Raw genomic sequence first — 16,237 nt, 5'->3', positions numbered from 1 at the left:
ACCAGATGGTAGAGAAGAGGGGTGATCGACGAGGCCCTGGGCGGCCAGCGGATCGCCGTGACCGGCGCCACCGGCTTCCTCGGCACGGCCGTCGTCGAGCGCCTGCTGCGGACCGTGCCCGGCTGCGAGGTCGTGATCCTCGTCCGCCCCGGTCGCCGGGCCTCCGCTGCGGATCGCGCCCGGCGCGAGATCGTGCGCAACGACGCGTTCTCGCGCCTCCGTGACGAGTGGGGCGCCGCCTTCGAGGACGAGATCGCCCGCCGCCTCCACGTGGTCGCGGCCGACGTCGCCGTCGACGGGCTGGGCCTCGACGACGAGGGTCGCGCGCAGCTCGGAGGCTGTGACACCGTCATCCACTCCGCCGCGAGCGTCAGCTTCGACTCGCCTCTCGACACCGCGGTCGAGGTCAACCTGCTCGGGCCGACACGCATGGCCGCTGCATTGCAGGAGCTCGGTTCGAGCGCGCACCTCGTCGCCATCTCGACGGCGTACGTTGCGGGCGCACGCCGGGGCCGGGCGCCGGAGGCGCCGCTGAGCGAGACGCCGTTCAGCACCGATGTCTCCTGGCGCGCCGAGGTTGAAGCGGCCCGCCGGGCGCGCGCCGACTTCGACGCGGAGAGCCGGCGGCCCGCGCACCTCGCCCGGTTCTCCCGCGCCGCACGCCACGAGCTGGGCGCGGCGGGCACGCCGCTGCTGGCCACCAAGGCCGAGCGGAGGCGCGAGCAGTGGGTGGTCGACCGTATGGTTGAAGCCGGTCGAGCGCGCGCCTCTGCCCTCGGCTGGCCCGACGCGTACGCCTACACCAAGTCGTTGGGCGAGCGGGCGCTGCTCGAATCGCGGGGCGATGTGCCGGTGACGATCGTGCGGCCCTCGATCATCGAGTCGGCGCTGGCGGAGCCGTACCCGGGCTGGATCCGCGGCTTCCGCATGGCCGAGCCCGTGATCATCTCCTACGCGCGCGGCCTGCTGCGGGAGTTCCCCGGCCTGCCCGAGGGCATCGTCGACGTCATCCCCGTCGACTACGTGGTGGCGGCCGTCATCGCGGTCGGGGCCGCGGGGCCCTCGCCCGAGGGGCCCACCGTGTTCCAGGCGGCGACCGGCAACCGCAACCCGCTGCGCTACCGCCGTCTCGTCGACCTCGTGCACGACTACTTCACCGAGCACCCGCTCTACGACAACGACGGCCAGCCCATCGTCGTCCGCAAGTGGACGTTCCCGGGCCGGGGACGCGTGCAGGGCCAGCTCCAGCGCAGCCTGCGCGCGCTGAACACCGCCGAGCGGGTGCTGACCTCACTTCCCGTGCGGGGGAAGCGGGCCGACCTGTCCGCCCAGCTCGAGGAGCGCAAGGGTCAGGCCGAGCGCGCCCTCGGCTACGTCGAGCTCTACGGCGCGTACGCGGAGACGGAGGCCGTGTTCGACGACACGCGCCTGCAGGCGCTCTGGTCGACGCTCGACCCTGCCGATCGGGCCACGTTCCCGTTCGACACGAGCGCCATCGACTGGACCCACTACGTGACCGACATCCACCTTCCGTCGGTCGTGCACCACGCCCGGGTGCGCACCACGGGAGTGGCGCGCGAGGGCCTGTCGCGCCACGAGCGCGGTCGGCGCGCCGTGCTCTCCCCCGACCGGCACATGGCCGCGTTCGACCTCGAGAACACGTTGATCGCGTCCAACGTGGTCGAGTCGTACGCGTGGCTCGCGACCCGTCACCTGCCCGACGACGAGCGGGCCCGGTTCACCGCGCGCATGCTCAGGGAGGCGCCCTCGTTGCTGAAGCTCGACCGCCGTGACCGGGGGGACTTCCTGCGCCACTTCTACCGGCGCTACGACGGCGCGCCCGCGGCGCGGCTCGAGCATGACGCATGGGAGCTGTTCAGCGACCTGCTCCTCATGAAGTCGTTCCCGGCGGGCATCCGGCGGGTCCGCGAGCATCGCCGCTTGGGCCACCGGACCGTGCTCATCACCGGCGCCCTCGACTTCGTCGTCGCGCCGCTGCGCCCGCTGTTCGACGACGTCGTGTGCGCGAGCCTCGGGCGCCACAACGGCCGGCTCACGGGCGAGCTCGAGACCGCGCCACCGACCGGGGAGGCGCGCGCGCTGGTGATGGCCGAGTACGCGGACGCAGAGGGCCTGTCGCTCGTCGAGTCGGTCGCCTACGCGGACTCGGCCAGCGACCTGCCGATGCTCGAGGCCGTCGGCCATCCCGTCGCGGTCAACCCCGAGACCAAGCTGGCCGCCATCGCGCGCAAGCGAGGTTGGCACGTCGAGCACTGGGCGAAGGCGCCTGGCGCACGACGGGCGCCGTTGCCCATCGGGCCGCGCGCATGACGCCGCTCGTCTCCCCCTCATCCTTCGGGAGGGCGGGGTGAAGGCGCTCGTCTTCGAACGGTCGCTGCCGCGCCTGGCCGCGGCGCGCGTCGCCTGGAAGGCGGGGCCGCTCGCGTTCACGCGCGACGCGGAGGAGCCCCCGCTCCCCGGGCCGGACTGGCGGCGGGTGCGGCCCCGTCTGGCAGGTATCTGCGGTTCCGACCTGGCGACGGTGGAGGGACGTTCGTCCCGGTGGTTCGAGCCCATCGTGTCGTTCCCGTTCGTGCCCGGGCACGAGATCGTGGGCGACCTCGACGACGGCACCCGTGTCGTCGTCGAGCCCGTGCTGGCCTGCGCGGCCCGCGGCATCGACCCACCCTGCGAAGCCTGTTCCGAGGGCGCCACCGATCGATGCGAGCGTCTCGCCTTCGGCCACCTGCAGCCCGGTCTGCAGACGGGCTTCTGCACCGACACCGGCGGAGGTTGGAGCACCGCGCTCGTCGCCCACGAGAGCCAGCTGCACCGCGTCCCCGACGGGATGAGCGATGAGGCCGCGGTGATGGTCGAGCCCGCGGCGTGCGCGATCCACGCCGCGGTCGCGCCCGGCGTCACCGGCGACACCGTCGCCGTCATCGGCGCGGGCACGCTCGGTCTCTGCACGATCGCCGCGCTCCGCACCCACGCGCTGCCGGGCCGCCTCATCGCCGCCGCGAAGCACCCCGAGCAACGGCGGCTGGCGCGCGAGTTGGGTGCCGACACCGTCGTCGAGCCCGCCGAGCTGCGTCGCGCCGTGCGGCGGGCGACGGGCTCGATGGCCCTCGACACCGGCCTGACCGGTGGGGCCGACGTCGTCGTCGACTGCGTCGGCAGCGAGGCGACGATCACCGAAGCGCTCGCGGTGGTCCGTCCCGCGGGCACCATCGTGCTCGTGGGCATGCCCGGTCGGGTCAACCTCGACCTCACGCCACTGTGGCAACGTCAGGTCATGCTGGTCGGGGCCTACGCCTACGGCACCGAGGTCGACATCGGGCGCCGCACCTTCGACCTCGCCTTCGATCTCGTGCAGGAGGCCGGGCTGGAGCGGCTCGTCTCCGCCGTCTACCCGCTCGAGCGCTTCAGAGAGGCCATCGACCACGCCACCGCCGCAGGGCGGAGGGGTGCGGTCAAGGTGGCGTTCGACCTGCGCCAGGAGCGAGAGAGGAACCGCTGATGGGCAGGCCCGGGTTCGTCCTCGAGGTCGACCGCTCGACCCCGCCGACGCTGTTCTTCCACGGGGAGGGCTTCCGTCTCGAGCCGCTGCCGGTCGGGTCGCGGGTCGTCTACCCGGCGGAGCCCCTGGAGCCGATCGAGGACCCCGACGACGCCATCCGGCACGCGCTCCTCCACCCGCTCGGGGACCGCGAGCCGCTGCCGGCCCTGCTCTTCCCGGGCATGAAGCTGACGATCGCGTTCGACGACATCTCGCTGCCGCTTCCCCCCATGCGCGCGCCCGACGTACGCCAGCGCGTCATCGAGGCCGTGCTCGACCTCGCGGCCGAAGCCGCGGTCGACGACGTCGTGCTGATCGCCGCGCTCGCCCTGCACCGACGCATGCACGACCACGAGCTGCGGCACGCGCTCGGAGCTCGGGTCTTCGACGCGTTCGAGCCCAACGGCCTGCTGTTGCAGCACGACGCGGAGGACCCCGCGAACCTCGTGCACCTCGGCCACACCGACCAGGGCGAGGACGTCGAGATCAACCGGCGTGCAGCCGAGAGCGACCTGCTCGTCTACGTCAACATCAACCTCGTCGCCATGGACGGTGGGCACAAGAGCGTGGCGACGGGTCTCGCGTCCTACCGGTCGCTGCGTCATCACCACAACGTGCAGACCATGCAGCACAGCCGCTCGTTCATGGATCAGGAGCGCTCCGAGCTGCACTCGTCGAACTGGCGCATGGGCCGTCTGATCGCGGCGTCAGGCGTGAAGGTCTTCCAGATCGAGACCACGCTCAACAACGACACGTTCCCCAAGCCGTTCGCCTTCCTCCAGAAGCGCGAGTGGGAGTGGTCGGCCCGTGATCGTGCGTCGTACTTCGCCGCGGCCAAGGCCCTCGACCGCACACCGCCGCGGATCGCGCGCTCGCTCTTCCAGACGCAGCGGGCTCCGTACGGGATCACGGGTGTGCACGCGGGTGAGGTCGAGGCGGTTCACGCCGCGACGACGGCCAACGTCTACCGCCAGCAGCTGGTGCCGGTCGAGGGACAGACCGACGTGCTCACGATGGGGCTGCCCTACATCTGCCCCTACAACGTGAACTCGATCATGAACCCGATCCTCGTGATGTGCCTCGGGCTCGGCTACTTCTTCAACCTCTACCGGGGCAAACCGCTGGTGCGACAGGGCGGCGTGCTGATCATGAGCCATCCGACGCCGTGGGAGTTCCACCCCGTCCACCATCCGAGCTACATCGACTTCTTCGAGCAGGTGCTCTCGGAGACGACCGACCCCGTGGAGATCGAGGCCAAGTTCGAGGAGGACTTCGCCACCGATCCCTGGTACGTCCACCTCTACCGCACCAGCCACGCGTACCACGGCGTCCACCCCTTCTACATGTGGTACTGGGGGGCGCACGCGCTCCAACACCTCGGTGGCGTCATCGTGGTGGGTGGCGATCCGAAGGCGGTGCGACGTCTGGGGTTCAAGCCGGCATCGAGCCTCCGCGACGCGCTGGAGATGGCGGAGGACGTCGTCGGGCGCGACCCGTCGATCACGCACATCCACAACCCGCCCATCCTGCTGGCCGACGTGACATGAAGGGCTCGTTCCCGTTCACGGCGCCCACCTGGCCGGGCGGCGTCGAGCGCCGTCCGCTCGAGCGACGCACCGGCACCGACTACGACATCGCGTGGGCCCGGCGCTACCCCGCACGCGTCGCGCGCGCGCTCATCGTCGACCAGGTGCTGCGGCCGGTAGTGCGCGTGCTCGGCTCACCGCAGCTCCACGGCCTCGACCGCCTCGAGGCGCTCGAGCCGCCGGCGATCTTCGCCGCCAACCACAAGAGCCATCTCGACACCCCACTTCTGCTGACCTCGCTCCCCGACCGGTTCCGCCACCGAGCCGTCGTGGCCGCGGGCGCCGACTACTTCTTCCCGAACCGCGTCACCGGGGCGGTCTCCGCACTGGCCATCGGCGCCTTCCCGATCGAGCGCCGACGCGTCAGCCGCCGGTCGGCCGATCTCGCGGCCGAGTTCCTCGACGACGGGTGGAGCCTCGTCATCTTCCCCGAAGGGGGTCGCAGCCCCGACGGCTGGGGCCAGGCCTTCCGCGGCGGGGCTGCCTACCTGGCGTTGCGCACGGGCCTTCCCGTCGTGCCCGTGCACCTCGAGGGCACCCGCCGTGTGCTCAAGCGGGGAGCCAAGCTGCCGACCCCTGCGACGGTGCACGTCACCTTCGGCGCGCCGCTGCGACCGGGCGACGGTGACGACGCCCGCTCGTTCGGCTCGCGCATCGAAGCCGCGGTGGCGACGCTGGCCGACGAGCGCGCGACCGACTGGTGGACCGCCCGCCGGCGCGCCGCCACGGGTGAGACACCCTCGCTCGCGGGTCCGCGCACGACGTCATGGCGGCGGACGTGGGCCCTCGACGAGTCTCGGCGCCAGCCCGCCGAGCGCCGCTGGCCCCGCTGACCCCTCTCCCCTCCGTCCCACCCCCGTTCTCTGAACGGGGGTGGGACGGGCGTCGAAATGTCACACGGATCCGGCACCGCCCTGCGGTACGCTGTCGTCCAGAAGCACCGGGGCAGACGAGGGCAATGGCGCTCCCTTCATCGAGGAAGCGCCCCGGCTGTGATCGACAGTCCAGACCCCAACTGATCCCTCGCGAGGTGAGTCTTGCGCCCTGAGCTCGACGCCTGCGGCATCGGCTTCGTCGCGGACGCCCATGGTCGGGCCTCGCGTGCGATCGTCGAGGCCGCGCTCCACGGACTGGCGTGCGTGCGCCACCGGGGGGCGGTGGCCGCCGACGCGAAGACGGCGGACGGGTCCGGTGTGCTCCTGCCCATCCCTCCCGCCATCTTCGGTGAAGACAACGGCGTGGCCATGCTCTTCGTCCGCGGCGACGACCCTCGCGAGGCGGTGGAGGCCGCGGCGGCCGAGGAGCGCCTGCGCGTCGTCGAGTGGCGCGAGCCGCCCACCCACGACCGCGAGCTCGGCGAGCAGGCGCTGGCCTCGCGGCCGCGCATCGTCCAAATGGTGTTCAACGCCGAGCGCGCCGACGAACGCGCCGCCTTTCGCCTCCGTCGACGCATCGACGCGTCGACCGAAGGAACCTACGTCGCGTCGTGCTCGTTCCGCACCATCGCGTACAAGGGCCTGGTGGCGGCCGATGCGCTGCCGCGCTTCTACGACGACCTCGCCGACGAGCGCTTCGCCACCTCGTTCGTGGTGTTCCACCAACGCTTCTCGACAAACACGCTCCCGTCGTGGGAGCGTGCGCAGCCCTTCCGAATGCTGTGCCACAACGGCGAGATCAACGCGGTGGCGGGCAACGTGAACCGCATGCGTGCACGGGCCGTGCTCGGCACGGAGGCGGTGGGCCTCGGGCCCGAGGAGCTGTTCCACCCTGTGATCGACGACGACGACTCCGACTCGGGCAAGCTCGACTCGGTCATCGAGCTGCTCGTGCGCGGCGGCCGCGACATCCGCCACGCGGTGGCGATGGCCGTGCCCGAGGCGTGGGAGGGCGAGCGCGACCTCAACCCCGCGGTGCACGGCTTCTTCCGCTACCACGCCTCACTCATGGAGCCGTGGGACGGTCCCGCCGGTCTGATCGTCACCGACGGGCTCGGCGTGGGCGCCGCGCTCGACCGCAACGGCTTGCGGCCGCTGCGCTACGCCATCTGTTCCGACGGCCTCGTGGCGTGCTGCTCCGAAGCGGGCGCGGTCGACGTGTCGGGGCACGGCCAGGTGACACGTGGTCGCCTCGGCCCCGGCCAGATGCTGTTCGTCGACCCGAGCCGGGGCGTCCTCCTCGACGCGGAGTGCAAGGAGCGGGTCGCGGCTGCGGCCCCGTACGCGCGCTGGGCCGCCGACGGCCTGCGCCCGGTCACGCGCGGTCGCGCGGTGCAGGAGACACCACCGCCCGACGAGCTCGAGCGTCGTCAGGCCGTGTACGGCTACTCCAAGGAGGAGCTGGCCATGGTGCTGAAGGCCATGGCCAACGACGCCAAGGAGCCCACCTTCTCGATGGGCGACGACTCGCCCCTGCCACCGCTCGCGGGCCGGCCGCGACCCGTGCACCACTACCTGCGTCAGCGCTTCGCTCAAGTCACGAACCCGCCGATCGACCATTTGCGCGAGCGCCTGGTGATGAGCCTGCGCACGATGCTCGGGCCGCGTCAGCCGATCCTCACCGAGGGCCCCGAGGCCGCGCGTCTGCTCACGCTGCGATCGTTCTTCGTCTACCCGACGACCGTCGATCACCTCGCCGACCCCGAGCACGCGATCTACGGGACGGCGCGTCTCGACGCCACCTTCGCTGCGTCCAAGGGCCCCGGCGGCCTGCGCGAAGCGGTCGCGTCGTTGTGCGACGAGGCGGAGAAACGCGTGGCCGAGGGGATCGGGATCATCATCGTCGACGACGGCAACATCTCCACGGAGCGGGCGCCGGTCCCCGCGCTCCTCGCGGCGGGCGCGGTCCACCAGCGGCTCATCGCTTCCGGGCTGCGCGGTGACGCCAGCCTGATCGTGCAGGCCGACGACGCCCGCGACGTCCACTACATCGCGTGCCTCCTCGGCTACGGCGCCGACGCGATCTGCCCCCGCCTCGCGCTCGAGACCGTGCTGGCCGAGGCCGAGCGCAACGAGGACTCGGAGCTGCTGGGCACCCAGGCCCAGAACCAGCTGCAGGCAGCCATGGAGGGCGGGGTGCTCAAGGTGATGTCGAAGATGGGCATCTCCACCGTCGACTCGTACCGAGGCGCGCAGATCTTCGAGGTCATCGGCCTCGCGCCCGAGGTGGTCGACACCTGCTTCACCGGCACACCTTCGATCGTGGGCGGCATCGGGTGGGACGCGCTCGGCGACGACGTCCTCGCCCGCCACGCCGACTCCAAGCTCGGCGACGCGGGCTACTACCGGGTGCGCAAGCGGGGCGAGTACCACACCCACAACGACGACGTGGTCAAGGCGCTCAACGAGATGAAGGCGGCCCACCTCCTGCAGAAGGCCATCGCCGACGGCAGCGACGAGACGTACGAGCGCTTCGCAGCTCTCGTGCACGACCGGCCCCCGGCCGAGCTGCGTGACCTCATGGAGCTCGTGCCGGCGGGCCCCGCGATCGCGCTCGACGAGGTGGAGCCCGCGCTCGAGATCACCCGCCGCTTCTCGACCGGCGCCATGTCGCACGGGTCGCTCGGTCGCGAGGCGCACGAGACTCTCGCGCAGGCGATGAACCTGATCGGCGGCAAGTCGAACTGCGGTGAAGGCGGCGAGGATCCCTACCGCTACCGCACGCGCGGTCAGAACGTCGACGACAAGAACAGCCGCATCAAGCAGATCGCGTCGGGCCGCTTCGGCGTCACGCCCCAGTACTGCGCGTTCGCGGACGAGCTCAACATCAAGATCGCCCAGGGCTCGAAGCCCGGCGAGGGCGGCCAGATCCCCGGCGCCAAGGTGAGCGACGAGATCGCCCGCCTGCGCCACACGCAGACCGGCGTCGACCTCATCTCCCCGCCACCGCACCACGACATCTACTCGATCGAGGATCTCGCCCAGCTGATCTACGACCTGAAGCAGGTCAACTCGCTGGCCGACGTGTCGGTCAAGCTGGTCGCGGAGGACGGCGTCGGCACGATCGCCGCGGGCGTGGCGAAGGCGCTCGCCGAGGTGGTGCAGATCAGCGGGGCCAACGGCGGCACCGGCGCGTCACCGCTGATGTCGATCAAGCACGCGGGCCTGCCGTGGGAGCTGGGCCTGGCGGACACCCAGGGCGCGCTGGTGGAGAACAGCCTGCGCGCCCGCATCCGGGTTCGCGTCGACGGGGGCTTCATGACCGGGCGCGACGTGCTGATCGCCGCGCTGCTCGGCGCGGACGAGTACTCGTTCGGCACCGCGGCCATGATCGCAGAGGGCTGCATCATGGTCCGCGCCTGCCACAAGGACACCTGCCCCACGGGCATCGCCACCCAGAAGACGCACCTGCGGGCCAAGTTCGGGGGCACCCCCGAGGGCGTGGCCGCCTATTTCCTGTTCATCGCCGAGGAGACGCGCCGCCTGCTGGCGTCGCTCGGCCTGCGATCCCTCGACGAGGCCATCGGGCGCGTCGAGTGCCTCCGCCAGAAGGTCACCGGTGACCCGCGCGCCGATGCGATGGACCTCACGCCGCTCATCACGCCTCCGGGGAATCCCGATGCGCCGCGACGCTTCGTCGCCCCGCTCGAGCTCCAGCGTCCGCGCTCCGCGCTCGGCGACCGGCTGCTCGCTGATGCGTTCCACGCGATCTGGGACGGCGACGACGTCGAGTTGCAGTACCAGATCACCAATGCCGATCGCACGGTCGGCGCCGCCCTCGGCGGTGCCATCGCGCTCGAGTGGGGCGACGCGTCCCCGCGCGGCACGGCCACGGTCCGGTTCGACGGGTCGGCCGGCCAGAGCTTCGGCGCCTTCCTCACCCACGGCATCGAGTTCGAGCTGGACGGCGAGGCCAACGACTACGTCGGGAAGGGCATGGCCGGCGGGCGCCTGGTCATCCGGCCGCCGGCCGACGACAACGGCGCCCCCGTGCTCGCGGGCAACACCTGCCTCTACGGCGCGACCGGTGGCCAGGTGTTCATCGCCGGGTCTGCGGGCGAGCGCTTCGGCGTGCGCAACTCCGGGGCGACCGCCGTGGTCGAGGGCGTGGGTGACCACGCGTGCGAGTACATGACCGGGGGCGTCGTCGTGGTGCTCGGCGACGTCGGCTACAACGTCGGCGCGGGCATGACCGGCGGCATGGCCTTCGTCTGGGACCCCGACGCCCTGCTCACGGCGCGGCTCAACACCGCGCTCGTGCAGGCCGAGCGACCCGACTCCGAGCACCTCGAGGAGCTGCGCTGGCTCGTCGAGCGCCACCACGAGCTCACCGGCTCACCGCGTGCGGCCGAGCTGCTCGCCGACTGGGCGACCGCCGCCGCGCATCTCTGGGTGGTGGCGCCCGTCGACCGCGTGCGGCGCATCGAGGTCCAACAGGCGGGCCGGGTGGCGGCCAGCGCGTAGACCGCGTTGTTGTCGTACGCAGCCGTGCTGAGGACGGTTGCCGACGACAAGAGGGAGGAAAGGAGATCGACCGTGAGTGATCAGGAGCCGCCGGGCTGGACTCCCCCGCAGCAACCACCGCCCACCGAGCCGCCGACGGGCGAATCCCCCGGCTGGCCGCCCCCGCCACCCCCGCCGCAGCAGCCGACCCAGCAATGGGGGCCACCACCCGGGCCGTCGCCGTACCAGCACTACGGCTACCCCGGCTACGCGGGGCCCCGGAAGACCGAGGGCAACGCCATCGCCGCGTTCGTCTTGGCGATCTGCGCGTTCATCGTGTGCCCGCTCATCCCCGCCATCGTCGCGCTCTTCCTCGCGTCCTCCGCCAAGCGCAACATCGACGCCTCGAACGGCGCGCTCGACGGTGCAGGGCTCGTCTCGGCGGCCAAGATCATCGCGTGGATCAACATCGGCTTCGTCGTGCTCGGCATCGTCCTCGCGGTGGTGTTGATCATCGTCGCCGCGGCCACGAGCGACACCTCCAACTCGTTCACGAGCGTGCAGGCGCTCGTCGGCACGTCCGCCTGAGCCTGAACGGGCCTGACCGTCAGGGGCGCGTGCCCACCTCGGCGTGGGCCGTGCCGCGCAACGACCAACGCCGGTCGTCGCGCCAGCCGTCGTCCCAGCGCTGCAACACGATCTCGGCGTCGGCCCGCTCGCTGTTCGTGCACGTCGCGGTGGCACCGTCGGGATCGGTGTAGCCCAGCGCCACCGACGCGTCCACGGGCACTGTGACGTCGACCAGCAGGCGTCGACGACCCGACACCACCTTCACGCTCCACTGCGGCAGCGCGACCTTGGCCCGGGCGCGGGCCGCGGCCCTCACCGAGTCGTCGGGCCAGTCCTCGCCGTCGAGGCGCAGCTGCACGAGCGGCACCGGTGGGATGGCCACCGGCCCCCGCTTGCGGGGCGCGCCCGCGACCACCTCGAGCACGTCGCCGCCGCCCAGGTCGGCGTGCAGCCAAGCCCAGCGTTCCGCATTGCCGTGGCCGTAGATGCGGGCAAGCGCGCCGACGGCGTCGTCGAGACCGACCGTCCGCCCCGCAATCGACACCGTGCCCGTGAACCGGGCGGTGGGGAACGGCACGATCTGTGACGCGGGGAGCACCTCCTTCTCCCACGACCACGACGGGAAGGTGTACAGCGGCGCCGACGTGTCGGCGTAGGCGAGGTCCCACGTGAGATTGCCCGCGGCGCCGCGCAACACCGCGCCGTCGACGTGCGCCCCGGCCGCCGAGAACCACGCGTCGCCGCCGGGATCGGGGGGAGCGGGCCCGAACCGCTCGCCTCGAGGGGGCCCGTCGAACGGGAACACGGCGCACCAACCGTGGGCGTAGGGCGCGCCCTCGTCGGGCGCCACCATTTCGTGGTGCAACCAATAGCCGTCGGTCGTGCGTGGGTCGGTGAACGTGGCGTACCAGACCTCGAGGCGGTGGGGCTGGCCCCGCCAACGCGGCGGTCCGAGGTCGCTCGCTTTCGTCGTCATCACCGACAGTTGAGCACGCGTAGGCTGGCCGCATGGCTGTCACCGCGGGTACACCGATTCAGCTGATCGACGAGGTCTACGGCCGCCTACCCGATCGGGTCACGACCGCCCGTGAACGGATGAAGCGGCCGCTGGCGTTGACCGAGAAGATCCTCTTCAACCACCTCGCCGATCCCGAGGGGCAGGGCGTCACCCGGGGCCGCGACTACAGCGAGCTCTACCCCGACCGGGTGGCAATGCAGGACGCCACCGCCCAGATGGCGCTGCTGCAGTTCATGACCGCGGGTCTCCCGCAGGTCGCGGTGCCGACCACGGTCCACTGCGACCACCTCATCCAGGCCCACGACGGCGCCGCGGTCGACCTGCTCGCCGCGGAGCAGGCCAACCAGGAGGTGTATGACTTCCTGCGCACGGTCTCGGAGCGCTACGGGATCGGCTTCTGGAAGCCGGGGTCGGGCATCATCCACCAGGTCGTGCTCGAGCAGTACGCGTTCCCCGGCGGCATGATGATCGGCACCGACAGCCACACGCCGAACGCCGGCGGCCTGGGCATGGTGGCCATCGGAGTGGGCGGCGCCGACGCGGTCGACGTGATGACCGGCGGCACCTTCGGCGTGCGCTGGCCCAAGCTCGTCGGCGTCCACCTCAAGGGTGCGCTCAGCGGCTGGACCGCGGCGAAGGACATCATCCTCAAGGTGGCCGAGATCCTCACGGTGAAGGGCGGCACCGGCGCGATCGTCGAGTACTTCGGGCCGGGCGCGTCCTCGATCAGCGCCACCGGCAAGGCCACGATATGCAACATGGGCGCGGAGATCGGTGCGACGACGTCCCTCTTCACCTACGACGACCATGCCGCGATCTACCTGAAGGCCACCGGCCGCGAAGAGATGGCCGACCGCGCCGAAGCGGTGCGCGAGCACCTGGCCCCCGACCCCGAGGTCGCCGATGACCCCGAGGCCGTGTTCGACCAGGTGATCGAGATCGACCTGTCCACGCTCGAGCCGCAGCTCAACGGGCCCCACACCCCCGACCTGGCCCATCCGGTGTCGCGCATGGCGAGCGACGCCAAGGCCGCAGGCTGGCCGCTGAAGATCAGCTCGTGCCTCATCGGATCGTGCACCAACTCGTCCTACGAGGACATCACGCGCACCGCGCACATCGCCCGTCAGGCTGCGGCCGCGGGGCTCCGCGTGCGAACCCAGCTGATGGTGACGCCGGGCTCCGAGCGGGTGCGCGCCACCATCGCGCGCGACGGCCTGCTCGCCGACCTCGAGGCGATCGGAGCGACCGTGCTCGCCAACGCGTGTGGCCCGTGCATCGGCCAGTGGCGACGCGACGACGTGGTCGACGGCCAGATCAACGTGATCGTGAACTCCTACAACCGCAACTTCCCCAAGCGCAACGACGGCAACGCGTCCACCCTCGCCTTCGTGACGTCGCCCGAGCTGGTGATGGCGTACGCGCTCGCCGGCACGCTCGACTTCAACCCCCTGGCCGACGACATCGACGGTGTGCGCCTCGAATCACCCCTCGGCGAGGAGCTGCCGTCCGCCGGGTTCGAGAGCGGTGAGGCCGGCTTCGTCGCCCCGCCTGCGGAGGGCTCGGCCGTGGAGGTGTCGGTGCGCCCCGACAGCGACCGGCTGCAACTGCTCACGCCCTTCGAAGCATGGGACGGGAACGACCTCGAGGACCTGCCGGTCCTGGTGAAGGCCAAGGGCAAGTGCACCACCGACCACATCTCGCCCGCAGGGCCGTGGCTGCGCTACCGCGGGCATCTCGAGAACATCAGCCGCAACCTGTTCTCCGGAGCGGTCGACGCGTTCACCGGCGAAGCGGGCCAGGGACGCTGCCCCGTGCACAGCGACATCGAGCCGTTCCCCGACATCGCCAGGCACCTGAAGGACAAGGGCATGGCGTGGGTCGCGGTGGGCGACGAGAACTACGGCGAGGGGTCGTCGCGCGAGCACGCGGCGATGGAGATCCGGTTCATGGGCGGACGCGCCATCCTCGCCCGTTCGTTCGCGCGCATCGCGGAGACGAACCTGAAGAAGCAGGGCGTCCTTCCCCTCTGGTTCGCCGACCCTTCCGCGTACGACGAGGTCCACGAGAACGACCGCATCTCGGTGCTCGGGCTCTCGGGCCTGGCACCCGACACGCCCGTACGCGCGCGCATCCACCACGCGGACGACACCACGACCGAGATCGAGTGCACCCACACGCTCTCGCAGGAGCACGTCGAGTGGTTCAAGGCCGGTAGCGCGCTCAACATCATCCGGCGGCAGCAGGAGCAGTCCCGCTGACGTCCGCCGTCTACAGCGTGCAGTCTGACTTTTGCGGCGCATGAGGCGACTGCGACGCTAGGGAAGTCGTAGTGACCCGTTGACCGTGAACTCGTCGGTAGACCCCGCCAGGTCGCCTCTGCGCGTCCCCTGCCACCGAAGCAAACCCTTTGCGCTGCGATAATCGCCAAGGCCGCCTTGAACCTCGAGGTTCCATGTCGCGGTGAACAGCCCGTTGGCATCCCAGATCTCGGTTCCTCGCATGTAGCCGTACAACGCCCCACCGGCTGAAGGGCTCCAGCCTGAACGTCCCCATGCGGGTCCTCCCCGGGTGCGAGTGAAGGGCGCGAGCAAGGTTGTCAAGGACGACCAGGCGCGGCGAACCCGGTACCGCCGACAGCTACTGCCCCAACGGCGTCACGAAGATGTCCACCGTGTTGTTGCCATCGCCCTCCACGAGGTCGGTGGCGAACGACTCGAAGGCAACCGCCCTGCCGTCGGCCGTGATCGCCGGCTCACGACTGAACGAGTCGGGGTCGCCGCCAGCCGTGTCGACGCTGGCGCGGGTGGTGGCGGCGCCCACGAGGTCGCGCACGAAGATGTCCGTGGTGCGGTTCCCGTCGTTGGCCACGAGGTCCGACGAGTCGGAGGCGAACGCAACGCGGCCGCCGTCGCCGGAGATCGAGGGGTCGAAGCCGCCTTTGTCGGCGTCGCCGCCACCCGCGTCCACGCTGACGCGGATGGTCGTGCCCGCGACGAGGTCGCGCACGAAGACGTCGACACAAGAGACGGGGCCCTGCTCCGAGAAGCATACGTTGTTGTCGTGCGCGACGAGGTCAGACGCCAGCGAGGCGAAGGCGATCCGTCGGCCATCGGCGCTGATGTCGGGTGAGTCGCTGAAGTTGTTCGGGTCGCCCCCAGCCGTGTCGACGCTCGCCCGCACCGTCGTGCCCGCCACCAGGTCCCGTACGAAGATGTCGGCCTTGCCGTTGGCGTCGCCCGCGACGAGGTCCGACGCGTAGGACACGAAGGCCACGTAGCGCCCATCGGCGCTGATCGACGGGTCGAAGCTCGAGTTGTCGGCGTCGCCGCCTGCGGTGTCGACGCTCACCCGGGTGGTCGTACCCGCCACCAGGTTCCGCACGAAGACATCGGGGAAGCCGTTGGTGTCGCCTTGGACCAGGTCGGAAGCGAGCGATGCAAAGGCCACGACGCGACCGTCGGCGCTGATGTCGGGATTGGTGCTGTGGTCGTTGGTGTTGCCTCCGCCGCTGTCCACCGAGGCGCGGGTGGTGACACCCATGCGAATGTTGCGGACGAAGATGTCGTCCTTGCCGTTGGTGTCGCCGTCGACCAGGTCGGAGGCATTGGAGAGAAAGGCGACCTTGGTACCGTCGGAACTGATCGAGGCGTCGGAGCTGTCGAAGTTCGGGTCGCCCCCGGTCTTGTCGAGGCTGACCCGGATCGTCCTGTTCTTCTTGAGGTCGCGCCGATAGACGTCGTGCAGCCCATTACTGTCGCCGTTGACCAAGTCGGAAGCCAGCGAGGCGAAAGCCACGAAGCGCCCGTCCGCGCTGACCGAGGGCCCCACGCTGGAGGAGTTCGGGTCGCCCCCGTTGGTGTCGACGCTCACCCGCACCGTGCAGCCAACCAGCAGCACGGCCATCCCGACACCTGCCGCCATCCTCTGCACCCGCATGGCGTACCTCCGGAGCGCTGGTCGCAGCGTATCGCTCCGGCGCCCTACGTCGCCCGACGATGTGAGCACGGGCTTCTTCTTTAGAAGAAGGCGCTCGGGAAGCTAGCTGATTGAGCGCTCCCGAAGCAGGCAAGATGTGTGGATGCACAATCGCGACCGCGCCGTCGAGAAGGCGCCGACACGCGTGTTT

General features: G+C 70.9%; 9 protein-coding genes. 7 read left to right on the top strand and 2 right to left on the bottom strand.

Annotated elements, in window-relative coordinates; genetic code table 11:
• The first annotated feature begins 21 nt into the window (after positions 1-21).
• From E6G06_17880 to E6G06_17855, 6 genes are all read left to right on the top strand, one after another.
• Positions 22-2,331 carry an NAD-dependent epimerase/dehydratase family protein gene (locus E6G06_17880; protein ID TML87423.1) on the top strand — a complete coding sequence of 770 codons (2,310 nt, stop codon included), beginning with the start codon at positions 22-24 and terminating at the stop codon, positions 2,329-2,331.
• Positions 2,332-2,368: 37 nt separating this feature from the next.
• Positions 2,369-3,520: a zinc-binding dehydrogenase gene (locus tag E6G06_17875; GenBank protein TML87422.1), complete on the top strand. Its 1,152-nt coding sequence runs from the start codon at positions 2,369-2,371 to the stop codon at positions 3,518-3,520.
• On the top strand, positions 3,517-5,106 hold the full coding sequence (locus E6G06_17870) for a DUF2088 domain-containing protein (protein TML87557.1): 1,590 nt from the start codon (positions 3,517-3,519) through the stop codon (positions 5,104-5,106). The genes E6G06_17875 and E6G06_17870 overlap by 4 nt, the downstream gene beginning before the upstream one ends.
• Positions 5,103-5,978, top strand: coding sequence for a 1-acyl-sn-glycerol-3-phosphate acyltransferase (locus tag E6G06_17865; GenBank protein TML87421.1), 876 nt, complete (start codon positions 5,103-5,105; stop codon positions 5,976-5,978). Before E6G06_17870 ends, E6G06_17865 begins: the two co-directional genes overlap by 4 nt.
• Positions 5,979-6,182: 204 nt before the next feature.
• A complete protein-coding gene (gene gltB / locus E6G06_17860; protein TML87420.1) occupies positions 6,183-10,544 on the top strand; it encodes a glutamate synthase large subunit in 4,362 nt (1,453 codons plus the stop codon).
• 72 nt (positions 10,545-10,616) lie between these two features.
• Positions 10,617-11,111 (top strand): hypothetical protein, encoded by a 495-nt coding sequence (locus E6G06_17855; protein TML87419.1) that lies wholly within the window; start codon positions 10,617-10,619, stop codon positions 11,109-11,111.
• Between the two features lie 19 nt (positions 11,112-11,130).
• Here the strand turns inward: E6G06_17855 and E6G06_17850 are convergent, their stop codons facing one another.
• The gene (locus E6G06_17850; GenBank protein ID TML87418.1) at positions 11,131-12,069 is read right to left on the bottom strand and encodes a hypothetical protein; all 939 of its coding nucleotides are present in this window, start codon (positions 12,067-12,069) and stop codon (positions 11,131-11,133) included.
• Between the two features lie 32 nt (positions 12,070-12,101).
• On the opposite strand from E6G06_17850, the gene E6G06_17845 reads away from it, so the two are divergent.
• The gene (locus E6G06_17845; protein ID TML87417.1) at positions 12,102-14,369 is read left to right on the top strand and encodes an aconitate hydratase; all 2,268 of its coding nucleotides are present in this window, start codon (positions 12,102-12,104) and stop codon (positions 14,367-14,369) included.
• Positions 14,370-14,748: 379 nt separating this feature from the next.
• On the opposite strand, the gene E6G06_17840 is transcribed toward E6G06_17845, so the two are convergent.
• The gene (locus E6G06_17840) at positions 14,749-16,014 is read right to left on the bottom strand and encodes a hypothetical protein (protein ID TML87556.1); all 1,266 of its coding nucleotides are present in this window, start codon (positions 16,012-16,014) and stop codon (positions 14,749-14,751) included.
• Positions 16,015-16,237 lie beyond the last annotated feature (223 nt).

This window comes from Actinomycetota bacterium, from assembly GCA_005888325.1.
Lineage (GTDB): Bacteria > Actinomycetota > Acidimicrobiia > Acidimicrobiales > AC-14 > AC-14.
The sequence above is the reverse complement of the archived record's forward strand: the minus strand, read 5'-3'. Positions and strand labels throughout refer to the sequence as shown.

Coding starts and splice junctions, on each gene's coding strand:
- E6G06_17865 (TML87421.1), top strand. CDS start 5,103: ATGAAGGGCTCGTTCCCGTTCACGGCGCCCACCTGGCCGGGCGGCGTC.
- E6G06_17850 (TML87418.1), bottom strand. CDS start 12,069: ATGACGACGAAAGCGAGCGACCTCGGACCGCCGCGTTGGCGGGGCCAG.
- E6G06_17845 (TML87417.1), top strand. CDS start 12,102: ATGGCTGTCACCGCGGGTACACCGATTCAGCTGATCGACGAGGTCTAC.
- E6G06_17840 (TML87556.1), bottom strand. CDS start 16,014: ATGGCCGTGCTGCTGGTTGGCTGCACGGTGCGGGTGAGCGTCGACACC.